Source organism: Pseudomonas sp. 22189 (assembly GCF_052045635.1).
Classification (GTDB): Bacteria; Pseudomonadota; Gammaproteobacteria; order Pseudomonadales; family Pseudomonadaceae; genus Aquipseudomonas; species Aquipseudomonas parakoreensis.
The window spans coordinates 91,554-116,444 of record NZ_JBQEPG010000006.1 but is presented as its reverse complement, the minus strand read 5'-3'; the positions used below and the strand labels follow the sequence as shown (position 1 = coordinate 116,444).

At 60.8% G+C, this 24,891-nt stretch carries 17 protein-coding genes; 5 read left to right on the top strand and 12 right to left on the bottom strand.

The genetic code is table 11. The features are described from left to right. Positions 1 to 117: 117 nt before the first annotated feature. The 9 genes from ACTJKS_RS08215 to ACTJKS_RS08175 all read right to left on the bottom strand — a co-directional run bounded on the left by ACTJKS_RS08215 (position 118) and on the right by ACTJKS_RS08175 (position 10,437). On the bottom strand, positions 118 to 1,569 hold the full coding sequence (locus tag ACTJKS_RS08215) for a lipopolysaccharide kinase InaA family protein (RefSeq protein ID WP_262947742.1): 1,452 nt from the start codon (positions 1,567 to 1,569) through the stop codon (positions 118 to 120). Further along, positions 1,569 to 2,321 carry a lipopolysaccharide kinase InaA family protein gene (locus ACTJKS_RS08210; RefSeq protein WP_108181486.1) on the bottom strand — a complete coding sequence of 251 codons (753 nt, stop codon included), beginning with the start codon at positions 2,319 to 2,321 and terminating at the stop codon, positions 1,569 to 1,571. The genes ACTJKS_RS08215 and ACTJKS_RS08210 overlap by 1 nt, the downstream gene beginning before the upstream one ends. After that, a complete protein-coding gene (locus ACTJKS_RS08205; RefSeq protein ID WP_041065844.1) occupies positions 2,318 to 3,052 on the bottom strand; it encodes a lipopolysaccharide kinase InaA family protein in 735 nt (244 codons plus the stop codon). Before ACTJKS_RS08205 ends, ACTJKS_RS08210 begins: the two co-directional genes overlap by 4 nt. Then, the gene (rfaP, locus tag ACTJKS_RS08200; RefSeq protein WP_108181485.1) at positions 3,052 to 3,858 is read right to left on the bottom strand and encodes a lipopolysaccharide core heptose(I) kinase RfaP; all 807 of its coding nucleotides are present in this window, start codon (positions 3,856 to 3,858) and stop codon (positions 3,052 to 3,054) included. The genes ACTJKS_RS08205 and rfaP overlap by 1 nt, the downstream gene beginning before the upstream one ends. Beyond that, on the bottom strand, positions 3,859 to 4,980 hold the full coding sequence (locus tag ACTJKS_RS08195) for a glycosyltransferase family 4 protein (RefSeq protein ID WP_142579696.1): 1,122 nt from the start codon (positions 4,978 to 4,980) through the stop codon (positions 3,859 to 3,861). Further along, a complete protein-coding gene (gene waaC, locus ACTJKS_RS08190; protein ID WP_262947740.1) occupies positions 4,980 to 6,041 on the bottom strand; it encodes a lipopolysaccharide heptosyltransferase I in 1,062 nt (353 codons plus the stop codon). Before waaC ends, ACTJKS_RS08195 begins: the two co-directional genes overlap by 1 nt. 1 nt (position 6,042) lies before the next feature. Further along, the gene (gene waaF, locus ACTJKS_RS08185; RefSeq protein ID WP_047290935.1) at positions 6,043 to 7,077 is read right to left on the bottom strand and encodes a lipopolysaccharide heptosyltransferase II; all 1,035 of its coding nucleotides are present in this window, start codon (positions 7,075 to 7,077) and stop codon (positions 6,043 to 6,045) included. 298 nt (positions 7,078 to 7,375) lie between these two features. After that, positions 7,376 to 10,315 carry a bifunctional [glutamate--ammonia ligase]-adenylyl-L-tyrosine phosphorylase/[glutamate--ammonia-ligase] adenylyltransferase gene (gene glnE, locus ACTJKS_RS08180; protein ID WP_086794212.1) on the bottom strand — a complete coding sequence of 980 codons (2,940 nt, stop codon included), beginning with the start codon at positions 10,313 to 10,315 and terminating at the stop codon, positions 7,376 to 7,378. Beyond that, the gene (locus ACTJKS_RS08175; RefSeq protein WP_256198919.1) at positions 10,312 to 10,437 is read right to left on the bottom strand and encodes a hypothetical protein; all 126 of its coding nucleotides are present in this window, start codon (positions 10,435 to 10,437) and stop codon (positions 10,312 to 10,314) included. Before ACTJKS_RS08175 ends, glnE begins: the two co-directional genes overlap by 4 nt. 262 nt (positions 10,438 to 10,699) lie before the next feature. On the opposite strand from ACTJKS_RS08175, the gene aceE reads away from it, so the two are divergent. The 5 genes from aceE to msrA all read left to right on the top strand — a co-directional run bounded on the left by aceE (position 10,700) and on the right by msrA (position 20,729). Next, on the top strand, positions 10,700 to 13,345 hold the full coding sequence (gene aceE / locus ACTJKS_RS08170; protein WP_003220999.1) for a pyruvate dehydrogenase (acetyl-transferring), homodimeric type: 2,646 nt from the start codon (positions 10,700 to 10,702) through the stop codon (positions 13,343 to 13,345). 11 nt (positions 13,346 to 13,356) lie between these two features. Further along, a complete protein-coding gene (aceF, locus tag ACTJKS_RS08165) occupies positions 13,357 to 15,315 on the top strand; it encodes a dihydrolipoyllysine-residue acetyltransferase (protein WP_262947739.1) in 1,959 nt (652 codons plus the stop codon). Positions 15,316 to 15,589: 274 nt separating this feature from the next. Next, a complete protein-coding gene (locus tag ACTJKS_RS08160) occupies positions 15,590 to 16,987 on the top strand; it encodes an alkaline phosphatase D family protein (RefSeq protein WP_262947738.1) in 1,398 nt (465 codons plus the stop codon). A gap of 252 nt (positions 16,988 to 17,239) precedes the next feature. Further along, positions 17,240 to 19,936, top strand: a complete 2,697-nt coding sequence (locus ACTJKS_RS08155) for a putative bifunctional diguanylate cyclase/phosphodiesterase (protein WP_108181479.1) — start codon at positions 17,240 to 17,242, stop codon at positions 19,934 to 19,936. 127 nt (positions 19,937 to 20,063) lie between these two features. Beyond that, the gene (msrA, locus tag ACTJKS_RS08150) at positions 20,064 to 20,729 is read left to right on the top strand and encodes a peptide-methionine (S)-S-oxide reductase MsrA (protein WP_047290930.1); all 666 of its coding nucleotides are present in this window, start codon (positions 20,064 to 20,066) and stop codon (positions 20,727 to 20,729) included. Between the two features lie 124 nt (positions 20,730 to 20,853). Here the strand turns inward: msrA and ACTJKS_RS08145 are convergent, their stop codons facing one another. From ACTJKS_RS08145 to ACTJKS_RS08135, 3 genes are all read right to left on the bottom strand, one after another. Beyond that, a complete protein-coding gene (locus ACTJKS_RS08145) occupies positions 20,854 to 21,693 on the bottom strand; it encodes a 23S rRNA (adenine(2030)-N(6))-methyltransferase RlmJ (protein ID WP_003220988.1) in 840 nt (279 codons plus the stop codon). 217 nt (positions 21,694 to 21,910) lie between these two features. Beyond that, positions 21,911 to 22,615 (bottom strand): DUF4123 domain-containing protein, encoded by a 705-nt coding sequence (locus tag ACTJKS_RS08140; protein WP_108181478.1) that lies wholly within the window; start codon positions 22,613 to 22,615, stop codon positions 21,911 to 21,913. Further along, positions 22,605 to 24,620, bottom strand: coding sequence for a type VI secretion system Vgr family protein (locus ACTJKS_RS08135; protein WP_108181477.1), 2,016 nt, complete (start codon positions 24,618 to 24,620; stop codon positions 22,605 to 22,607). Before ACTJKS_RS08135 ends, ACTJKS_RS08140 begins: the two co-directional genes overlap by 11 nt. Positions 24,621 to 24,891 lie beyond the last annotated feature (271 nt).

The following is a 24,891-nucleotide window of genomic DNA, read 5'->3' as shown; positions in this document are numbered from 1 at the left end:
AAGAGAGGGGCAAGCCGCACCGCCGCCATCGCGAGCAAGCCCGCTCCCACAGGAAGTTCTGAACGACCGGAACGACTGTGGAAGCGGGCTTGCCCGCACAGGACCGATAGCCCAGATTCAGTCAGCGCTAGAGCTGTCCTTGGGAAGACGCTGGTCAATGACTTGATAAAGCGCGCTTCCTTCAGGCCAATTGCGCATAAACCGCGCGCGATCCCTGGCATAGGCGGGGGCAAAGCTGCCGGAAGAACCGTGCTGACACATCGAATCCAGGTCGATCAGCGCCCAGCGATCCTCCTGCCAGAACAGGTTGTGCCCCTTGAAGTCGCCATGACTGATGCGCTCGGCAATCAATCGGGCGAACAGTTGATCCAGCGCCTGCAACTCGGATTCCGGCGCTGCACCGCTTTCAACATACGGCGCAAAGCGCTCGATGATGTCCGGCCCCGGCAGGAACTCGGTCACCAGATAGGCGCGACTGCGCAGCCACAGAAAGCGCTTTTCCAGCACTGCCAGTGGTTTCGGCGTGGCGATGCCGAGGAACGCCAGGCGATTGCCTTCGCGCCACGAATGCCACGCGCGGCTCGGGCGCCAGAAACGCTTGAGCCAATGCGCGAAGCCTTTGATGTTGTAGCGCTTGATCACCAGCGTGCGCCCGGCCACCTCGACTTTGCCAACGCTCGCCGCGCCGCCGGTCTTGTACAGATGGCCCTGATCGAGCAGTGCATCGGCCTGACCCAGCACAGGCAGCATCGCGGCTTCTTCCTCGCGGCGGATTGCGCGCAAGCCAAATGCACTGCGCTGAACACTGAACAACGTGCACTCGCGACCCACCTTGATCAGGTAATCCTTCAGGCGCCAGGCGCGCACCTTGGCGATCTGCTTCTGCAACGCTTCCAGCGGCAGCGCATGCTCGCTGTTGCTCAGCAGGTAATACACCAGCAATTCTTCGGTGAACGGCTCCAGAGACTTGGGCAACTGGGCGAAAAACACCCCGAGGTTTTCCAGCACCTTCTGCCGCGACAACGGCTGGCCAGCAGTTTCGGCACAGATCCCGGCACCGTCGATCAAGTACAACTGACCGCCCTGGCGCAGCAGGTTGTCGAGGTGCAGATCTTCCTGCCACAAGCCTTTGCCATGCAGTTGACCGATAGCACCCAGTGCCTCGGCGAGCACCGCCGATTGCTCGTCCGCCAGCACTGGCAGTGATTCGACTTTCTGCCAGGCCTCACCGAGGCTTTCGGCACCTTCGAGAAATTCGAACAACAGCCAGCCACCCTCGCCGTCCTGCAAGCCATCAGCCAGCAACAGTGGCGTGGTCAGGCCTTGTTCGGCGAGCAGCTTGACGCCCGCCAGCTCACGCTGAAAATGCCGTGCAGCCTTGCTGCCTACCAGCAATTTGGCCAGCACCGGCCGGCCGCGCCAGACCCCGGCACCGACATAGCGCTGCCCCGGCAACACCCGCAGCAGACTGAGCAACTGCAGATCCGCAGGACCGGCCGCATCAGCGAGGCTGATCGTCAGCGGCAGACTCGGCGCACGCCCGGCGTTTTTCAGTTCGGACAAGCGCATCAACGGGTCTCCTTGCGACTGCGCCGTGCGGTCAGGCGCGTCACCCAACTGTCGACCAGTGAGCTGTCGACTGGCTGATCGAGATAGGCCGCGAGCAACTCGCGCAATTGCGCCTCGCTCCATTCCGGGGCGCGACGCAGCAGCGGCTCCAGATCCTTGACCCGGTCGCGCATGCCGAACAGCAGGGGCCGGGTCTTTTCCAGGTCGATCAACTGCGCCTTATACGCGTCGCCATCAGCCTGCAAAAAGATGTGTTTCGGATAAAAGCAGCCGTGCACCTGACGCACGCCGTGCAGCTGGCGCGCCAGCTGTCCACAGGCCTTGAGAATGGCCGATTGCTGCGCGGCGCTCAGCTCGGACCAGCGTTGCAACAGCGAATCAAGGTCGTCCCAGCCGTCGAGGGCACGGGTCAGCAGGATCGCCTGAACATCGCCCTTGACCTTGCGCTCGCCGAAAAACGCCGCTTGCAGCGCAGGAATTCCCAGCTTGTTGTAGCGGCTGATATTGCGAAACTCGCGGGCAAAACTCGGTTCGCCGAACGGCGCATGCAGGGTGCGGGTCAGGTAATTGCTCTGCCGTTTGAGGTAGTAGGCCTGACCTTCCAGCTCCAGGCGAAACACGCTGCTCCAGCCACCGCCATCGGTGTTCGGTTCGTCCACGGCTTCGAGCTGCTTGGCCCAGAGCGCGTCGAAAGTGCCGAGGCCATGACGCTCAAGCAGCGCCCGGTCTTCAGCAGCCAGGAAATCAGTCATTCGCGTCCCTCGAAAAATCTCACCACGTGGCGAATCCGTTTCTTGTCGGCGGCATTCAGCCGATCACGTCCGCGGTATTGCAGGTAAAAGCGCAGGCGCTGGGTGTTCGACAGGTGATATTTGGCCACCTTGTCGAGACAGGCCAGATCCTTGGTGATCCGGTATTTGAGCCAAAAGCCGCGCCAGAAATCGCCGTTCGGGCAGTCGATCAAAAACAGCTGCGCCTGATCGTCGATCAGCAGGTTGCGCCACTTCAGATCGTTATGGGTAAAGCGGTGGTCGTGCATGGTTCGCGTGTAGCCGGCCAGTTGCCGGCTGATGCCATCAACCCACAGGCGATCCTTGAGTTTCGGATCGTTGCGTTCGGCCAGCGCCGACAGGTCTTCGGTGCGCGGCAGCTCGCGGGTGATCATCGCGCCACGGGCATAAGCCGCGCCACGTCGCTCCAGACCCCAGGCCACCACTTCGGCGGTGGGAATGCCCCACTTGGCGAAGCGCTTGAGGTTCTGCCACTCCATCTTCACCCGTGGCTTGCCCAGGTAGCGGCGCAAGCCTTTGCCAGCGCCGACGTAGCGTTTGACGTAGTAATTGACGCCGTTGCGCTGCACGCGGATGACTTCGGACAGCGGATCACGGGTCAGGCGCTCGCCCTGCAGAGCAAACACCGCTTCGAGGCTGCCGAAATCTTCGCTCAGTTCGCTGTATTGCGGCTCAAGAGTCCAACCCGCCATCAGAGCGCATCCCCGTAACGCTGTTTGCGCGCATAAAGCTTGTTGGCCTTGCCTTCGAGCCAGCTCAACAGCGGCGCTTCTTCCGCCAGAACTTGCCGCAGCGGTTGCTGGAAGTAGCCTTTGAGGAAACGCAGCTTGTCGCGACGGGTCAGACCGATGTCCAGCGCCGAAAAATACAGCGCGGCCAGATCCTTGTTGCGCCAGCGTTGAGTAATCTTTGCACGGGTCTGCGCGCGGTGCAGGTCGATTACCGAGAGCTTGAAATCGTCCGGCGTGACCGGCTTGTCGGTGTGCAGCAGGAAATGGCAGATGTAGCAGTCGCGGTGGTTGACCCCGGCGCGGTGCATCATGCCGGTCATGCGTGCCACTTCAGCGATCAGCGCGCGCTTGAGTTTCGGCCGCGGCGGGTTCTTGACCCAATCGATACTGAAATCTTCGAGGCTGACGGTCGGCGCCAGCTCTTCGGTGACGATGAACGAATGCTGATCCGCCGGGTTGCTGCCCTTCTCGCCGTAAGCCACGGCGGTCATGGTCGGCACGCCGACTGCCTGCAAACGCTGGATTGCCTGCCATTCCTGACCCGCGCCGAGCACCGGCAGCTTGGCGGTCAGCAGGTTCTTGAAGATCTCGCCCCAGCCGATGCCCCGGTGGATCTTGACGAAAAATCCGTTGCCGTCGACTTCCGTGCGCAGCGTGCGTCGAGCTTCCAGCTCGCGATAGACCTCGCCCTGCAAGCCTTCGACTTCGGCGAACGGGTCGCGCCCGGCCCACAGGCTCTTGAACGGTTCAGCCAGCATCAACTTCATTTAAGCGTGCTCCGCCAGAATCACATCGGCCGCGTGCTGCGGCATGCTGTAGAGGTCGGCCGTCTCGGCGAAGGCCAGACCATTGCGGCTCCAGGCCACGCGTGCAGCGTCGTCACTCAACATGTCAGTCAGGTACTGCGTCAGTTGCGCCTGCTCGAACGGTTCGTCCAGCACGCGCCCGGCATCCGCCTCGGCGATGTAATGGGCGTAACCGCAGACCGCGCTGACCAGCACCGGCAAACCGGCCACCAGCGCTTCGAGCAGCACGGTACCGGTGTTTTCGTTGTACGCCGGGTGGATCAACAAGTCGGCGCCGAGCAGGAATCGCGGGATATCGCTGCGGCCCTTGAGGAACGTCACGTTGTCGCCCAGGCCCAAAGTGGCACTCTGCATCTGGAACAATTTGGGGTCATCCTGGCCGATTACAAACAGCCGGGTGCGTTTCTTCAGCTCGGCAGGCAGTGCCGCCAGCGCCTTGAGGCTGCGATCGACGCCCTTGGTCTTGAACCCGGAACCGATCTGCACCAGCAGCAGTTCGTCGTCCTTGAGGTTGAATTCGGCGCGGAAACCGGCGCGAATCTGGTCGGCATCCGCCGGCCGCCGACGATCCTGGGCGATACCCGGCGGCAGCAGATGGAAGCGCTCAAGCGGCGTGTCGTAATGCTTGATGAACAGCGGCTGCTGCACTTCGGAAATCATCAGCACTTCGGTTTTCGCGTCTTTGGCGAACACCGCGCGCTCGTACTCGGCGAAGTGGCGATAGCGGCCCCAACGGCGATACAGCGAATGGCGCAGGTTCTGCGCCTTGTCTTCGAAGCAGCCGTCGGCGGCGTAATAGACGTCCAGACCCGGCATCTTGTTGAAGCCGATCAAGCGGTCCACCGGACGCTTGGCCAGATCCGCTTCCATCCACGCCGTGAGTTTCTCGTTGCGACGGTGGTTGAAGAACGCCTTGACCGGCGCCACCAGCACTTCGAAACCGGGCGGCACGTCGCCTTCCCAGATCAGCGTGTAGACGCGGATCTGGTGGCCGCGCTTCTGGCATTCGAGGGCGATGCGCATGAAGTCGCGCTGCAAGCCACCGAACGGAAAATATTTGTACAGGACAAAAGCCAATTGCATCAGCGCAGCTCCTCAGCCATTAACAACGTGCTCAGACGGCTGGCGACACGCTCGGGATTTACACGCGTGAAGCACAGAGGCTGCTCGCGCTTGAGGTCAAACTGACGGGCATCCTGCGCAGTCGGTTGGTAGGTACATTTCTTTTGCAGGCACGGAGCGCAGGGGAAATCACTGGCCATGTGAATCTGCACCTTGCCGTAGGCGCCGGTCAGGCCCGGGTTGGTCGGGCCGAACAGCGAAATCGTCGGCACATCCAGCGCGGCGGCCAAATGACCGAGACCGGTGTCTACCGCCACACAAGCCTGGGCGCCGGCCAGCACTTTGCCGACCCCGGCCAGATTCAGCTTCGGCAGCACTTCGGCGTGTTTGAAACCGGCGGCAATCCGTTCGGCGCGGGCCTTCTCCAGCGGGTTGCCCCACGGCAGTTTGACCCCGACGCCCAGATAGCCGACGCGTTCGGTCAGCTCGCGCCAGTAGGCTTCCGGCCAGTGCTTGGTGTCCCACGTGGTGCCGTGCAGGAACACCACGAACGAACTCTTGCGCGGCAATTCCACCAGACGCTCGACGTTGAGGCCGTAGTCGCCCAACCCTTTGGGCAGGTCATAGCCGAGGGCGATGGCGAACAGCTGACGCACCCGTTCGACCGCATGCTGCCCACGGGCCACCGCCAGTTTGCGGTCATAGAAACGTGCAGCGATCGGCTCGCGCGCCGAGCCTTTGTCGAGGCCGGCCACCGGGGCTTTGACGTAGCGCGTCAGCCAGGCACTTTTCAACAGACCCTGAGCGTCGATCACCAGATCGTATTGGCTGGCACGCACACTTTGCTTGAAGCGCTTCCACTCGCCGCTCTTGAGGGTCTGCCAGAGGTTCTTGCGCCAGCGACGGATCGCCACCGGGATCACCTTGCCGACGGCCGGGTGCCACGTCGGGATCTCGGCGAAGCCTTCTTCCACCACCCAGTCGAACTTGATCCCGGGGATGGCCCGGGCCGCGTCGGTCAGCGCCGGCAACGCGTGAATCACGTCGCCCAGCGATGAAGTCTTGATCAGCAATACCCGCAACTTAATGAACCTCGACCACGGAGCCCTGCAGTTTCTGCAAGGCGTCGTTGACCGCGTCCGGCATCAGCTGGCGCAGGCAGTTGTAATGGCCGAACCGGCAGGTACGGTCGAAGCACGGGCTGCAATCCAGACCCAGTCGAACGATTTCCACGTGCTCGGCCAGCGGCGGGGTGAAACCCGGCGACGTCGAGCCGTAGACCGCCACCAACGGACGGTTCAACGCCGCAGCCACGTGCATCAGGCCAGAGTCGTTGGACACCACCGAATCGGCACAGGACAGCAGGTCGATGGCCTCAGCCAGCGAGGTGCCGCCGCTGAGGTTGACCGACTCTTCACGCAAGCCGGGAATCAGCCGCGCACGGATGTCTTCGCCCACCGCGTGGTCGTTTTTCGAACCGAACAACCACACCTGCCAGCCTTCGCGAATCCGCGCTTCGGCGACCTTGGCGTAATGCTCGGACGGCCAGCGCTTGGACTCGCCGAATTCGGCACCGGGGCACAGCGCCAACACCGGACGGTCGAGAGTCAAACCGAACTTGGCCAGTGCCGCTTCGCGGGTCACTGGATCGATTTGCAGGCTCGGACGTGGATACGGTTTCGGCAGTTCGGCGTTCGGCTCGTAAGCCAGGGCCATGAAGCGCTCGATCATCAGCGGATAACGTTCTTTATCCAGCGTGCGCACGTCATTGAGCAGACCGTAGCGGAATTCGCCGCGCCAGCCGGTGCGTTGCTTGATGCCAGCAAAAAAAGGCACCAGCGCCGACTTCAGCGAATTCGGCAGCAGGATCGCCTGATCGTACTGGCCGGCCAGGGATTTGCCGATTCGCCGACGCGTCGCCAGCTCCAGCGCGCCATGGCCGAGCGGAAAGCTCAAGGCCTTGCGCACTTCGGGCATGCGTTCAAGGATCGGCCGGCTCCACTCGGGGGCCAGCACGTCGATTTCGCATTGCGGGTGGCGCTGTTTGAGACACTGAAACAGTGTCTGCGCCATCACCATGTCACCGACCCAACTGGGCCCAACGATCAGAATATTCATGTGGTTTCCATAAACGAACCGGGGAGGCATTTACGCCTCCCCGCCTCGAGAATCACTGAGGGAGCGGCGCTGCTTGCGATGGGTCATTACCTTCAACATGACTGTCGACTGTCACTCCGCTATCGCGAGCAGGCTCGCTCCTACATGGTTTTGCATCTGTTCACATACCTGCGACTCACCGCAGATTACTGTGGGAGCNAAGGGGCCGAATCATTCAGCATTGATATTGACTGACACTCCGCATTCGCGAGCAGGCTCGCTCCCACCTTTTGAATCTCATTGCCTTCACTGGCGCGTTTCAGCTTAGCCCCAGCTCTTTCCAGATCCGCAATACCTGCCGGCGTTCCTCGACAAACTGGTCGCCTGCAATCACCCCGGCGTCCTTCTGCAAGGCCTGCCGGTGGGCGGCGGAGCGGTAAGCCTTATAGGCTTCGCGCAACAGGCTGGCGTCTTCGGCGGGCATCAGCCCTTCGTGTTCCAGCTCTTCCAGAATGCGGATGTTATCGGTCCAGCGCAGCAATGGCGGGTGGCTGTGCGACCACGCCAGGGCCGCGTATTGCACCATAAATTCAATATCGACGATACCTCCGGCGTCCTGCTTGAGGTCGAACGGCGCCGTGGCCTCGAAGGCATTAGCTGCCGTACCGGCTGCGGTGCCCTTGGTGCCGAGGTTGTCGCGCATCTTGGCGCGCATCTCGCTGACTTCCTGTTGCAATTTCGCCAGATCCCGCGCTTTGCCCAAAACCTGCGCGCGGACTTTCTCGAAGGCCTGGCCGACATCCTGACTGCCCACCAACACCCGCGCCCGCACCAGCGCCTGATGCTCCCACGTCCAGGCTTCATTTTCCTGATAGCGCTCGAAGGCACCGAGTGAACTGACCAACAGCCCCGACGCGCCGGACGGGCGCAAACGCATGTCCACTTCGTACAGCTGACCAGAGTTGGTCTGCGCCGTCAGCAAGTGAATGATCCGCTGCCCCAGCCGGGTGAAGAACTGCGCGCCATCGATCGGTTTCGGCCCGTCGGTTTCCGCCTGCGGATCGCCGTCATGGATGAACACCAGATCCAGGTCCGAACCATGCCCCAGTTCCAGCCCGCCGACTTTGCCATAACCGACAATGATGAAGCCGGGATCGCACAAACTGCCGTCAGTGCGCAGCGGCGTGCCGTACTTGGCCACGGTCTGGCGCCAGGCCAGGGCCAGTACTTGCTCGAGAATCGCTTCAGCCAGCCAGGTCAGGTAATCGCTGACTTTCATCAACGGCAGGCTGCCGGCGATTTCCGACGCTGCAACCCGCAAACGGTGCGCGAGTTTGAAGTGACGCAGCGCCTCCATCTGCTGTTCGAGGTCGTCTTCGGGGATCCGCGTCAGCCGCTCGCGCAGCTCGGCGGCGAGTTCCGGCGCCAGTGGCGGCTTGAACAGCCGGCCTTCATTGAGCAACTCGTCAAGCAGCAATGGAAAACGGGTGATCTGCTCAGCAATCCACGGACTGGCCGCGCACAGCGTCAGCAAACGCCGCAAGGCGCCGGGGTTTTCCGTCAGCAGGACTAAATAAGCCGAACGCCGGGCCACCGCTTCGACCAGTGGCAGCACCCGCTCCAGCACCAGATCCGGGTTGTCATGTTCCACCGCCTGAGCCAGCAGACGCGGAATAAACGCATCGAGACGTTCGCGACCCAGGCGCTGCATCGCACGCAATTGCGGGCTGCCACGCAAACTGGCCAGCGCTTTCAGCGCTTTGCTCGCGTCCTTGAAGCCGCCTTCTTCCAATTGTCGGCAAGCGGCCTCCTCATCCTGCGCCTCTTCCCACAGCGGCAACCACTCACCACCGACCACCACTTCGCAGTCGGCGCCCTCTTCTTCATCGGGATCGGCGATCACCTGCGCGAAGTGCCAGGCCACGCGCCCGCGCCAGAACATCAGTTTTTCGTGGAAGGCCTGCCAATCGGCGAAACCAAGCATGAACGCGATCCGCGCCTGATCCTGAGTGCCGTCCGGCAACATCTGGGTCTGGCGGTCGGCAATCGCCTGGATCGCATGCTCGGTGTAACGCAAAAATTCATAGCCTTCGCGCAATTCACTGATCACTGCCGGCGGCAGATAGCCTTGCCCTTCCAGCGTGCTCAGCACCTTTAATAGAGGACGCTGTTGCAGGCTGAGGTCGCGCCCGCCGTGAATCAACTGAAAAGCCTGGGCAATGAACTCGACCTCGCGGATACCGCCGGAGCCGAGTTTGATGTTGTCGGCCATGCCCTTGCGCCGCACTTCTTGCTGGATCAACTGCTTCATGGTGCGCAGCGCTTCGATCGCCGAGAAATCCAGATAACGCCGATAGACGAAGGGGCGCAGCATGTCGAGCAACTGCGCGCCGGCAGTCTGATCGCCGGCCACCACCCGCGCCTTGATCATCGCGTAGCGTTCCCAGTCGCGGCCCTGATCCTGGTAATACTGCTCCAGTGCATTGAAGCTCAGCACCAGCGCGCCGGATGAACCGTACGGGCGCAGGCGCATGTCGACGCGGAATACAAAGCCGTCGACGGTCATCGGGTCGAGGGCCTTGATCAGGCGCTGACCGAGACGAATGAAGAATTCCTGATTATCCAGCGCGCGTTTCACGCCGACGGTTTCGCCGCCCTCGGGGTAGGCGAAGATCAGGTCGATGTCCGACGACAGGTTCAGTTCGACCGCGCCGAGCTTGCCCATGCCGAGAATGACCATCTGTTGCGGCAGACCGCTGCGCCGACCGGTCGGCGTGCCGAACTGCTGGCAATGGCGGCTGTACAGCCATTGATAAGCCTGATCGATGGTGGCGTCGGCCATGTCTGAAAGATCGCGGCAGGTCTGTACCAGATCGGCCTGGCGGTTCAGGTCGCGCCAGATGATTCGTACCTGATGGCGAGCGCGCTGGCGACGCAGGACACGACCGAGTTCATCTTCGCTTTGCGCGGTGTTCACGGCGGCGGCAATCTGCGCGCAGAGTTCACCCGGCGCGTACGGCCGGTCGAGTTCGCCGGACTGCACCAGCGTCAGCAACATCAAAGGGTCACGAACGCTCTGTTCAATGACGAAATCGCTGGCGGCGCCGACGCGGGCGAATTGCGCCCAACGCTCCGGTGTCCAGTTCGACAAGCCGTGATCGTCTTCAAGGGAGGCGACGGCCGTACGGAACGACTGCTCGGATCGAGTGACCAACGGCAGGAGAATGGCGGGGAGTTCGGCAAGCACGGGCAGGGTCATGGTCTATCCTTGATCGGCGTGTAAATGGCCGCTTGTAGTGTTTGATGAAAACCCGCTACGCGAAGGACTGTCGAACAAAAGTTAGAAATAGCTGAAATTTCTTCTTCTTTGGCATCCAGCATCAAACTTTCACCTTTTTCGGATGGTAATCGACCAACCTTAACGATTATTCTCACAACGCAGTCGGAGGCCACAAGCCTTTCCTCTGTAGTTTTACTACTCGTCTATACAGGCGAAAGGCTGAAATGCTCAAAGATTTGTAGTAAAACTACACGCCGCCGGAACAACCTGTCGGCAATCCAAGAATTTTAAATCGTCTGCCCACAAGGCCAGTCGCAAACTCAGGCAACCGATTCTGGAAGCCTTTCCGCCCTGGAGCAAGCCATGCAAGACCTCGATCCCGTCGAAACCCAGGAATGGCTGGACGCCCTGGAATCGGTTCTCGACAAAGAAGGCGAAGACCGTGCTCACTATCTGATGACCCGTATGGGTGAACTGGCGACCCGCAGCGGTTCGCAGCTCCCTTACGCCATCACCACGCCTTACCGCAACACCATCCCGGTAACCCACGAAGCACGCATGCCTGGCGACCTGTTCATGGAACGCCGCATTCGCTCGCTGGTGCGCTGGAACGCGATGGCCATGGTAATGCGTACGAACCTGAAAGATTCTGACCTGGGTGGTCACATCTCCAGCTTCGCTTCCAGCGCGACCCTGTATGACATCGGCTTCAACTACTTCTTCCAGGCCCCGACCGACGAACACGGCGGCGACCTGATCTACTTCCAGGGCCACACCTCGCCAGGCGTTTACGCCCGTGCGTTCATGGAAGGCCGCATTACCGAAGACCAGATGAACAACTTCCGCCAGGAAGTCGACGGTCAGGGCCTCTCGTCCTATCCGCACCCTTGGCTGATGCCTGACTTCTGGCAGTTCCCGACCGTATCCATGGGTCTGGGTCCGATCCAGGCGATCTACCAGGCACGCTTCATGAAGTACCTGGAACACCGCGGTTTCATCCAGCCGGGCAAACAGAAAGTCTGGTGTTTCCTGGGCGACGGCGAGTGCGACGAGCCGGAATCCTTGGGCGCCATCTCCCTGGCCGGCCGCGAGAAGCTGGACAACCTGATCTTCGTCATCAACTGCAACCTGCAGCGCCTCGACGGCCCGGTTCGCGGCAACGGCAAGATCATCCAGGAACTCGAAGGCGTGTTCCGCGGTGCACAGTGGAACGTGACCAAAGTCATCTGGGGCCGTTTCTGGGACCCACTGCTGGCCAAGGACGTCGACGGCATCCTGCAACGTCGCATGGACGAAGTCATCGACGGCGAGTACCAGAACTACAAAGCCAAAGACGGCGCGTTCGTTCGCGAGCACTTCTTCAACACGCCTGAACTCAAGGCAATGGTTGCCGATCTGTCCGACGACGAGATCTGGAAACTCAACCGTGGCGGCCACGACCCGTACAAGGTCTATGCGGCGTACCACGAAGCGGTCAACCACAAAGAACAACCTACCGTCATCCTGGCCAAGACCATCAAGGGTTATGGCACCGGTGCCGGCGAAGCGAAAAACACCGCGCACAACACCAAGAAAGTCGATGTCGACAGCCTGAAGTTGTTCCGCGACCGCTTCGACATCCCGGTCAAGGACGAAGAGCTGGAGAACCTGCCGTTCTTCAAGCCGGAGCCAAACAGCGCCGAAGCCCGCTACCTGAGCGAGCGCCGTGCCGCACTGGGCGGTTTCGTGCCACAGCGTCGCGCGCAGAGCTTCAGCGTACCGACGCCGGACCTGGACACCCTGAAAGCCATCCTCGACGGCTCGGGCGACCGTGAAATTTCCACCACCATGGCCTTCGTGCGCATCCTCGCGCAACTGGTCAAGGACAAGGAAATCGGCCCGCGCATCGTGCCGATCATCCCGGACGAAGCCCGTACCTTCGGTATGGAAGGCATGTTCCGTCAGTTGGGCATCTACTCCTCCGTCGGCCAGCTCTACGAGCCAGTCGATAAAGACCAGGTGATGTTCTACAAGGAAGACCAGAAAGGTCAGATCCTTGAAGAAGGCATCAACGAAGCGGGCGCCATGAGTTCCTTCATCGCCGCCGGTACTTCGTACTCCAGCCACAACCAGCCGATGCTGCCGTTCTACATCTTCTACTCGATGTTCGGCTTCCAGCGTATCGGTGACCTGGCCTGGGCCGCTGGCGACAGCCGTACCCGTGGTTTCCTGATCGGCGGCACCGCCGGCCGTACCACCCTGAACGGTGAAGGCCTGCAACACGAAGACGGTCACAGCCACCTGCTGGCCGCGACCATCCCGAACTGCCGCACCTACGATCCAACCTACGGCTACGAGCTGGCGGTGATCATTCAGGACGGCATGAAGAAGATGACCGAAGAGCAACAGGACATCTTCTATTACATCACCGTGATGAACGAGTCGTACCAGCAGCCAGCCATGCCGGCCGGTGCCGAAGAAGGCATCAAGAAAGGCATGTACCTGCTCGAAGAAGACACCCGCGATGCAGCGCATCACGTACAGCTGATGGGCTCCGGCACCATCCTGCGTGAAGTGCGTGAGGCGGCGAAGATTCTGCGTGAAGAGTTCAACATCGGCGCTGACGTATGGAGCGTTACCAGCTTCAACGAACTGCGTCGCGACGGCCTGGCCGTAGAGCGCAGCAACCGTCTGAAGCCTGGCCAGAAGCCCAAGCAGAGCTACGTTGAAGAGTGCCTGAGCGGCCGTAAGGGTCCGGTCATCGCCTCTACCGACTACATGAAGCTGTTCGCCGAGCAGATCCGTCAGTGGGTACCGTCCAAGGAATTCAAAGTCCTGGGCACCGACGGTTTCGGCCGCAGCGACAGCCGCAAGAAACTGCGTCATTTCTTCGAAGTCGACCGTCATTTCGTGGTGTTGGCAGCCCTGGAAGCACTGGCTGACCGTGGTGATATCGAACCTAAAGTGGTGGCCGAGGCCATCGTCAAGTTCGGCATCGACCCGGAAAAACGCAACCCACTGGACTGCTGAGGAGACATTTTGTGAGCGAACTCATTCGCGTACCTGACATCGGCAGCGGTGAAGGTGAAGTAATTGAACTGTTTGTGAAGGTCGGCGACCGCATCGAAGCCGACCAGAGCATTCTGACCCTGGAATCGGACAAGGCCAGCATGGAAGTGCCGGCCCCGAAAGCCGGCGTCATCAAGAGCCTGAAAGTGAAGCTGGGCGACCGCCTGAAAGAAGGCGACGAACTGCTCGAACTGGAAGTTGAGGGCGCCGCGCAAGCGGCTCCTGCGCCTGCTGCTGCACCGGCTGCAAAAGCTGAAGCCAAACCGGCTGCCGCTCCTGCTCCAGCCGCGCCAGCCGCTGCCCCGGCTACCGCTTCGGTGCAGCAAGTGCACGTGCCGGACATCGGTTCGTCGGGCAAGGCCCAGATCATCGAGATCCAGGTCAAGGTTGGCGACACCGTCGAGGCTGATCAATCTTTGATCACCCTGGAATCCGACAAGGCGAGCATGGAAATCCCGTCGCCTGCCGCGGGCGTGGTCAAGGCCATCAGCGTCAAGCTCAACGACGAAGTCGGCACTGGCGACCTGATTCTGGATCTGGAAGTGACGGGTGCTGCGGCCCCGGCTGCGGCCGCTCCGGCTCAGGCTGCTGCGCCGGCCGCTGCTGCGCCTGCTCCTGCGGCAGCCCCGGCTGCTCCAGTGGCTGACAGCGTTCAGGACATCCACGTTCCGGACATTGGTTCGGCCGGCAAGGCCAAGATCATCGAAGTCCTGGTCAAGGCTGGTGACAGCGTTGAAGCCGACCAGTCGCTGATCACCCTCGAATCCGACAAGGCAAGCATGGAAATCCCATCGCCTGCCGCTGGCGTGGTGGAAAGCGTTTCGATCAAGCTGGACGACGAAGTCGGTACCGGCGACCTGATCCTCAAGCTGAAAGTCAAAGGCGCAGCCCCTGCTGCTGCCCCGGCTCCAGCTGCCGCCGCTGCGCCAAGCGCTCCGGCACCGGCCGCTGCTGCTCCGGCTGCCGCTGCACCTGCTGCTGCCGCTCCGGTTGCTGCTCCGGCCAAGCCTGGTGCCAAAGTTCACGCCGGCCCGGCCGTGCGTCAACTGGCCCGTGAGTTCGGCGTCGAGCTGAGCGCTGTTGGCGCCAGCGGTCCGCACGGTCGCATCCTCAAGGAAGACGTGCAGGTTTACGTCAAGGCGATGATGCAGAAGGCCAAGGAAGCGCCAGCTGCTGGCGGCGCAACCGGCGGCGCGGGCATCCCGCCGATTCCGGTGGTGGACTTCAGCCGCTTCGGCGAAATCGAAGAAGTGCCGATGACCCGTCTGATGCAGGTCGGCGCGGCCAACCTGCACCGCAGCTGGCTGAACGTGCCGCACGTGACGCAATTCGACTCGGCGGATATCACCGAGCTGGAAGCGTTCCGCGTTGCGCAGAAAGCCGTCGCGGAGAAGGCCGGCGTCAAGCTGACCATCCTGCCGCTGCTGCTCAAGACTTGTGCGCACCTGCTCAAGGAACTGCCGGACTTCAACAGTTCGCTGGCGCCAAGCGGCAAGGCGATCATTCGCAAGAAGTACGTCAACATCGGTTTCGCGGTGGACACTCCAGATGGCCTGTTGGTACCGGTCATCAAGAACGTCGACCAGAAGAGCCTGCTGCAACTGGCTGCAGAAGCTGCTTCGCTGGCTGAAAAAGCCCGCACCAAGAAGCTTTCTTCGGACGAAATGCAAGGCGCCTGCTTCACCATTTCCAGCCTCGGCCACATTGGCGGCACCGGCTTCACGCCGATCGTCAACGCGCCGGAAGTGGCGATCCTCGGTGTTTCCAAGGCAACCATTCAGCCAGTCTGGGACGGCAAAGCCTTCCAGCCGAAACTGATGCTGCCACTGTCGCTGTCCTACGATCACCGTGTGATCAACGGCGCCGCTGCTGCACGCTTCACCCAGCGTCTGGGCAGCCTGCTGGGCGACATCCGCACCATCCTGCTGTAAAGCGTTCGGCCCTCCGGCAACGGAGGGCCGACTGCGTTCCACGTTTTCGAGCGCCACACGCTCGCACCTCAACCCCGTCAGTTTGACGGGGCTTTTTTTGCCCTGAAAAAAGTGCAGCGGCTCTTCCTACAAGTTGGGTTTACTTGAACTACGACTGCAGTCGAATTCGTCTCGATATTTTTCATCGACAGGCAACTAATCTCTGCCCTCGGATTAAATAACGATTTTCCTGCGTTATTTATAAAAAACGAAACTTACTCGAACGGACTCGAATATGTTCAAGCCAACTATTGGCCCGATTATCGGCCACACGACAACTCATCACGCGCGTATACTCATGCGCGCCGACAAGCAAGGCAACGCACCGGTATTTGCCGCCATTCGCTATCGGAAGTCTGGAACACAACAGTGGTCAGCTAGTACTTTCGCCGAACCCAGTGCGCTGCGCGACATGACCGAAGTGTTCACCCTCAACAACTTGAGCAGTGACACCGAATATGAATACCAGACCGGCTGGTTCAGCCCGATGAATCCGGTCCATACCGTGGACAGTGTCGCCGAACTGCCGCTGCAGTGGCCGCGGGAAATCTATCGATTGCGCACCCGTTCAAGCACTGCCCTGCAGCCAAAGGCCTATATCGTCGGCTCTTGCCGCTATTTGCGCATGACGGCGGGGGTGCCGGTGCTGCCCCATCTGGGTGACCGGATCTTTGCCTCCATCAACCAATTGATCGAAGGTGCCCAGCCGCCGATCAGTGCCACCCTGATGACGGGTGATCAGGTTTATCTCGACGACCTTAATCTGTTCGCACCTGATCGTGAATATAAGGATATCCTCAGCAAGTACCGTGCGGCCTTCTCTCAGCCGAACATTCAGCGCTTGATGTCCGGCACTTCGACTTACATGATCCTGGACGATCACGAAATCGAAGACAATTGGCCGGCGAATGCCAAACAATCAGATCAAGTGCTATATCGCAATGCAATGGCCGCCTATGAAATCTATCAAGTCAGCCACAGCCCGGCGCATGAACTTACAACTAAGGAAAAGGTGAATCGGGCAAAACTCGAGCACTACTGGTATCAATTCAGTGACGGTGATATCGAATGGTTTGTGACCGACAGCCGCACCCGCCGCAACCTGTCAGCCGATGATCGCCGCATACTTGATGAGGCGCAGGAACAGGCATTGATCGCATGGCTGATCAATAGTCCAGCGCGGGTGAAATTCGTCGTGACCAGCGTAATGTTCTACCCGGATCGCCAACTGCTGGGCGACGACGCCTGGAAAGCTTTCCCGGAGCAGCGCCTGCGCCTGCTGGAAACCATCCGCACCCGACGCATCAGGAATGTCGTGTTTGTCTCGGGCGATGTGCATGGCTCGCTGACCTCGCGCCTGACGCATAGTGAAGACCCGGATTTCGAAGTCCACACCATCGTTTCCTCGCCGCTGTGCAACAGCAAGCTGTTGCCCTATGCCAAGGCGTCGACGTTCATCCTCGATCGACCGCTGGCGCGCACGGCGACGGGTGATTATCAGCATGAGTTGACCAGCCCGGTCGTCAGCGAAGACAACTTCGCCCATGTAGTCGTCGAGACTGATCAAATTCTGGTCAATTACCATGATCGTGATGGCAACAAGCTGCAATCGATCAGCCTGAAATTACGCTGAGATCTTGAAAGATCGCAGCCTTCGGCAGCTCCTACATTGGCATGCATCCCCTGTAGGAGCTGCCGCAGGCTGCGATCTTTTGCTCTTTTCAACCACACACTGGAGAAATGCCCCGAGCGGCCGACACATTCTTATAGCACTTGGCCTTCATCTCTCTTGTCAGTCGGTGCCGCAATGATGCAACCTTGCCGCAGGCAACAGTAAAGAGGGCGAGAGCCCGCGCGTTCAGCATATTTCCAAGCGAGTTCCTTCATGAAGAGCCAACCCGATGCCGCCAGCCGTATGGCGGCCGAGGTAGTGACGCAGTTGCCTGTGCCCTCGCGGCTCGGCATGCTGCGTTTCGAGCGCTTGAATGAAGCCAGTTGGGCGATGCTGTTTCTCGATCCCAACTGCGAACGCCAGTTCGGCCAGCCGGCCGTCGAGCTCTGTGCACTGGTCGGTTCACCGTATGCCAGTCTGATGGAGCCGGAAGCGCGCTATCAGTTGCACGACGCGATCCAGCAGCAACTGCGCGACAGCCCGCATTATCTGGTGCGCTACACCCTGCACACCGCCGCTGGCGTGCTGAGCATCCTCGAACTCGGCGAAGCTTATAAGCAGCACAATCGACACTTGCTGCGCGGTTATTTGCTGGCGGTCGATGATGTCTTCGACGAAGCGCCTGCGTTGCCCTCGGTCGACCTCGAAACCCAGAACTCGCGCCTGCAGATTGCCCTCGAACTCAACCAGCGCGCCCAGCAGGAACAACTGCAGCACCTTGATCGGGTGCGCGCCCAGCAGGATCTGATTCTGCTGCTTGCCCGCCAGCGCTACAGCAGCCACAACTCGCTGCAGGAAGCCGCCGAACTGATCACCCGCTGCGCCTGCGACATCTATGAAATCGACTGCGCCAGCCTGTGGAACCTCGAAGGCAATCTGCTGGTGCCGATTTCCGCGTATCACCGCGCAACGCAGGAATACCTCCTGCCGGAGGTGATCGACATCAGCGGCTTCCCCGACTACATGGAAGCGCTGCACGGCAGCCGCGCCATCGACGCGCATAATGCGATGCGCGACCCGCGCACCCGCGAGATGGCCGAAGCCCTGCGCCCGCGCGACGTCAACGCCATGCTCGACGCCAGCATCCGCGTCGACGGCCAGGTGGTCGGCGTGCTCTGTCTGGAGCAGACCGGCGTCACCCGCGCCTGGCAGTCCGATGAAATCGCCTTTGCCGGTGAACTGGCGGATCAGTTCGCCCAGGTCATCAACAACCACAACCGCCGCACCGCCACCAGCGCCCTGCACCTGTTCCAGCGCGCGGTCGAGCAAAGCGCCAACGCCTTTTTGCTGGTCAATTGCGACGGCGTGGTCGAGTACGTCAACCCGAGTTTCACCGCGATCACCCAGTACACCACCGAGGAAGTCCACGGCCAGCGCCTGTCGGAACTGCCGGCGCTGGAAAACCTCAGCGAGCTGCTGTTTGACGCGCCATCGGCGCTGGCCAAGAGCAACAGCTGGCAGGGCGAATTCAAAAGCCGGCGCAAGAACCTCGAACCGTATTGGGGCCAGTTGTCGATCTCCAAGGTGTATGGCGATAACCGCGAGCTGACGCACTACATCGGCATCTACGAAGACATCACTCAGACCAAACTGGCGCAACAGCGCATCGAGCGTCTGGCGTACACCGACAATCTGACCAACCTCGGCAACCGCCCGGCGTTTATCCGCAATCTGGACGAGCGCTTCGCCCGCGATAGCGATACACCGATCAGCCTGCTGCTGGTGGACATCGACAACTTCAAGCGGATCAACGACAGCCTCGGTCACCAGACCGGCGACAAACTGTTGATCAGCCTCGCCCGGCGCCTGCGCAACAGCCTCAGCCCGAGCGGCAGCCTCGCGCGCTTCGCCAGTAACGAGTTCGCCGTTCTGCTCGACGACACTGATCTCGCCACTGGCCAGCAGATCGCCAACCAGTTGCTGGCGACCCTCGACAAACCGATGTTCGTCGACAACCAGCTGATCAGCGTCACCGGCTCCGTGGGCCTGGCCTGCGCGCCGCTGCACGGCCGCGATCCGCAAACCCTGATGCGCAACGCCGGTCTGGCCCTGCACAAGGCCAAGGCCAACGGCAAGCATCAGGTGCAAGTCTTCACCGAAGCGCTGAATGCCGAGGCCAGCTACAAGCTGTTCGTCGAGAACAACCTGCGCCGCGCCCTGACCCAGAACGAGCTGGACGTGTTCTACCAGCCCAAGCTATGCCTGCGCAGCGGTCGCCTGCTGGGCATGGAAGCACTGCTGCGCTGGAACCACCCGGAGCGCGGGATGATCCGCCCGGACCAGTTCATCAGCGTTGCCGAAGAGACCGGCCTGATCATTCCGATCGGCAAGTGGATTGCCCGCCAGGCCTGCCGCATGAGCAAAGCGCTGACCGCCGCGGGCATGGGCAATCTGCAAGTGGCGATCAACCTGTCACCCAAGCAGTTCTCCGACCCGGATCTGGTCGCGTCCATCGCCAACATCCTCAAGGAAGAAGCGCTGCCGGCCAGCCTGCTCGAACTGGAGCTGACCGAAGGTTTGCTGCTGGAAGCCACCGAAGATACGCACTTGCAGCTCGATCAGCTCAAGCGTCTGGGCCTGACCCTGGCCATGGACGACTTCGGCACCGGTTACTCGTCGCTCAGTTACCTGAAGAAATTCCCGATCGACATCATCAAGATCGATCGCAGCTTCATCCACGAAATCCCCGACAACCAGGACGACATGGAAATCACCTCCGCGGTGATCGCCATGGCGCACAACCTGAAGCTCAAGGTCGTGGCCGAAGGCATCGAGACCGCCGAGCAACTGGCGTTCCTGCGTCGCCACCGTTGCGACGTCGGCCAGGGCTACCTGTTCGACCGGCCGATCCCCGGCGGCGAGCTGATCCAGGCGCTCAAGCGCTACCCGCGCGGCCCGCTCTGCCTGTAGCCCTCGCCGCCCTTTCATGTAGGAGCTGCCGCAGGCTGCTCCTACATTGAATAGTGCGAAATCCGGCATCATTCGGCACACTGGCGGTCTGATTTTTTACATCCCATCCTGACTGAGAGGAACGATCATGGTTCTGCGCTCGGAAATTCTGGTGAACAAAAACGTGCTACCGACCAAAGACCAAGCTCTACCCGGCCGCGAAACCGCGATGACCCTGCCTGAAAAGCATTTCGTCTTCGAAGAAACCCCGTTGCTCGGCCCGTTTTTCCAGGACGTCGACTTCGCGATCTTCGGTCTGGGTTGCTTTTGGGGCGCGGAGCGCCGTTTCTGGCAGCGCGAAGGCGTGGTCAGCACCGTGGTCGGTTACGCCGGTGGCTACACGCCGAACCCGACTTACGAAGAAGTCTGCTCGGGCCTGACCGGCCACGCCGAAGTGGTGCTGGTGGTGTATGACAAAGCCAAGGTCAGCTACGAAGAGCTGCTGGCGATGTTCTGGGAACTGCACAACCCGACTCAGGGCATGCGTCAGGGCAATGACATCGGCACTCAATACCGCTCGGTGATCTACGCGACCTCGCCAGAGCAACTGGACGCGGCGCTGAAGAGCAAAGCGGTGTATCAGGCTGAACTGTCGAAGGCAGGCCTGGGCGAAATCAGCACCGAAATCGAACAGGCGCCGACCGTGTATTTCGCCGAGGCCTATCACCAGCAATACCTGGCGAAAAACCCTGAAGGTTATTGCGGGATCGGCGGCACCGGCGTGTGCATGCCACCGAGCCTGGCGGGTAACTAAACCCCAAAGCATCGCGGGCAAGCCCGCTCCCACAGGTTTAGCGCCGACTTCAAAATGGCGCAGTACTTTGTGGGAGCGGGCTTGCCCGCGAAGGCGTCCGTTCAGACACCGCTAAAACAGTTGATCAGCTTTCAGCAATCAACCAATCCATCTGCCATCCACCCTGAGTCTGCCCAAGCTTCTTCGACAACCACGGCAGCAACTCGCGCAATTCTTCCTCCAGCCCCCACGGCGGATTGGCAATCGCCATGCCGGAGCCGTTCAGGCTGTTCGGCGTATCCAGCGGATGCACCAACAGTTCCACGCGCAGCAACTTCGGCGCACCGGTACCGGCCAGATCCTGATAGAAACGACGCAGTGCACGCTGATCCTTCACCGGATACCAGATCGCCGCAACGGTCTGGCGCATGCGGCCAATTGCTTCTTTCAGCGACGCCGCACACTTTTGCATCTCGTCGAGCTGCTCGAACGGCGGATCGATCAACATCACCGCACGCTTCTCCTGCACCGGCAGCATCGCCCGCGCCACATGCCAGCCCTCGCCCAGATGCACCTTGACCCGACGATCACCGGCCATGTTCTCCTTGAGCTGCACGCCGTCTTCCGGGTGTTTCTCATTGAGCATCACCCGATCCTGCGGCCGGGTCAGACGCCGCGCCAGCTCCGGTGAGCCCGGGTAGTAGCGCAACTGGCCATCCGGGTTCATCTCGTGCAGCACCTTCATGTAGTCGGCGGTCAGCGCCGGCAGATCCGGCTGATCCCACAAACGTGCGATGCCTTCCAGGTACTCGCCGGTACGGTTGGCCTGATCGCCCTGCAAGTCATACAGACCGATACCGGCGTGCGTATCGAGATAGGCAAACGGCTGTTCCTTGCGCGACATCAGGGCGATGAGGCGGGTCAAGGTCAGGTGTTTGAACACATCGGCGTGATTGCCGGCATGGAAGGCGTGACGATAATTCATGGCTGCTCCTGCGAGGGCCGTGAAGTTTACCTTTTACCGGGCGGCAAGTCAGGGGTTGGAGGCTGAGCGGCCCTCTTACACCTTAAGATCCGGTCCAATACCTGTGGCGAGGGGATTCATCCCCTCGCCACAGTTCAGTTGCCTCAACAACCCATCGAAAGCTTTATCAAAGCCCAGGACGCGAACATCGCTGATCCTTGGACTTCGCCCGGAAGTTTCATTCTGCTTCGTCCTGCAAATGGTCCAATAACGCCGATTGCGACGTTTCTTCCGACGCTGAAACCTGAAAAAACCGCCTGACCTTGCAACGTAAAACCGGCTCGGGAAAGGCCTCGAACAAGGCAGGATGCTCCTCGCTCAGCCACTGCACAGCATTGCCGATGCGAATGTCATCAGCTGTTGCGGCCAAGACCGACCCCGGTACTTTCCACCAAGGAAACACTCGCCCCGAAACCTGCGCCCTGCCCCCGATCTCCACGGCCTGTCCATTGATCAAGCCGCGCGAAATCACCGGCATCAACTGCGCAGATTGCACTTCGTCGGACTGCAGGATCGGCAACACAAAACGCCCATCCCAGAAGCGAAAAAACACCGCTGCGCCGTCCGGCATCAGCACTTGAGTCAGGCTGCGAAAGTGCTCAACTACCCCCTCCAGGCTCGCCGAGGACACCGCCAACCACCCCCAGTCGCGAGACTCGGTAGAGGCCACCCAATCGAGAAACGCACTGTCCGGCGCGACAATTCCCACAAAGGGCATTACCACGTCCCACTCGGCGTAGATCGTGTCCGCCCAGATCGGGTTGGGTCCGACCAGCGGAGGCCTGGCGTCGCTGGCATTACTGAAAATCACGAACAGTTGCTCCGCAGGTTTTAGCGGCTCACGCGCCAGCCACGCTGAAGGCGTCAGGCACTCAGGCTGCACAAACACCGTCCTTGCAGCGCTCGCACTCTTCGCAGAATGGCGCATCACCTTTAAAGCTCATGATTTGTGCGGCGGTGAGCATGGCCGCCGGTGCCGCTGCAAGTTTCGCTGGCAGTCCCGGCACACCGGGTGCCGCGCTCATCGCCGCCATCGGCGCGCCACCGACCTGAATCGGCACGCTACTGAAGATCCCGCCAGGCCCGATGTTGATCCACTGCCCGCCGGCCTGAATCGTGGCGCTCGCGCCGCCGTCGATCACCACTTGCTGCCCGGCACTGACGTGGATTTGTGCGCTGGCGCTGGTGGCCTGGTTGCTCACCCGAATATGCCGATCGCCGACCACCGTCAGGTGATCGTCCTGTTTGACTTCGATCTGGCGCTGGCCGTGGGTGATGCGCTGTTCGTCGGCCTTCAACTCATGTTTGGCGGTGCCCGTGACGACGATGCTGCGCTGGTTGTCGACCTGCACCTGCTGGTCGTGCAGTACATGCTGGGTCCAGTTGCGCTGGGCGCGCAGGTAGATTTCTTCAGCGCCCTTTTTGTCCTCGATGCGCAGCTCGTTGTAACCACCGCCACCGGGGCTGCTGTGGCTGCGGAAGATGCTGCGGGTCTTGTCCGCCGGGAGGTCCAGCGGTACCGGGGTCGCGGCATTCGGCAGGCACCCCATCACCAACGGCTTGTCGGCATCGGCGTCGATGAAACCGACCAGCACTTCCATGCCGACTCGCGGGATCAGCACGCTGCCGTAATGGTCATGTGCCCAACCGGTTGCCACACGCAACCAGCAACTGGAATGCTCGTTGAGCTCGCCGTCGCGATCCCAGGCCAGTTGCACCTTGACCCGACCGTACTCGTCGCAGTGGATTTCCGCGTCGTGCGGCCCGGTGACGACGGCAGGTTGATAGCCAAGCATCCGTGGCTTTTCCGGGCCGAGGGCTGGGCGGAAGAACACCTCCCACGGCGTAGCAAGAAAGGTATTACGGTAACCCTGGAATGTTTCCCCATCGCTGGTGACCGATTCCTCCAGCACTTGCGGCTGCCGCCCACGGTGTTCGATGGCGGTGAGCAGCCACAGGTCATTCCAGTCCCGGCGCGGGTGTTCGGTCAGTTGCAGGAAATGTCCGCACACCAGTGCAGATACGTCGCTGATGCCTTCGGCCTGACGGTAATCGGCGACATGTCGCTCAAGCGCTCTTTGGGCCAGGTGCCTGCCGGTTTCACGATCGTTGAATTGGCCGGGGAAGTGATAATCCTCTAGCACCGGGCGCTGCTCACCGTCGACCCGACTTTGCAGCTGCAGGCGCGGCTTGATGAAGTTGTAATCGCGCCGGGTCACTACGCTGGTACGGGTTTCCACGCGAACATTGAAACGATTGATCGCCGGCGCGCCACCGGCCATGCCGCTGCCGGGCAGATAAAGCGTCGGTTGAGCCAGTTTCGGGAACACCGTCTGATCATCACCGAACACCAATAGGTGACCTTCCGGACTGTGCTGAAAGTGATAATGAATGCCGACTTCGGCGCACAGGCGCTGGATAAACGCGAGGTCACTTTCGGCGTATTGCACGCAGTACTCGCGCTCCGGGTACTCGCTGCCCAGGCGAAATTCAAAAGCATCGCGCAGAATCGAATGATCCTTGAGCACCTGCGCGACGATTTGCGGCACCGTCTGATGCTGAAAAATCCGCTGGTTGATGCGATGCCCGAGGTACGTCAGACGCGGTACCAGGCTCAGGTGATAGCGCGTCAGACGTTTCCCGGAATCACCCTGCCCGACTCGATAAATCTGACCATGGACACCGGAACCTTCCGCATCGAAGCCCAGAAACGCCTGACGGTGCAGCAGGCTCTCGAGGTCCAGATCGGGCCGTTCACTGACCAGTTCCAGGTCGAAGCGAAAGGGTTGGCTGATGGCTTCCTTGCCCGTGAACTCAAGGACTTTGAGATCAAATTGGGCGCCTTCAAGGGTCAACGTGAAACGCGGTTGATTGGCAGGCGCGAACATCCGATGTGTCTCTGCAGATTGAGGGCGGGCGATTCTGCATGAGGGGCAACGGGTGTTGGACGGGTGACGGGAAAATCAGATTTGCCCTACTTTTTCTGGCGAAAAAGCCTTCGGATATTGGCGCAATCGACTACAGACAACTCTCTCAAAATCACCACCGAACAACTGTGGGAGCGAGCCTGCTCGCGAATGCGGCATGTCAGTCGACACATTCATTGAATGATCAATCGCATTCGCGAGCAGGCTCGCTCCCACATTGGGTCTCCACAGG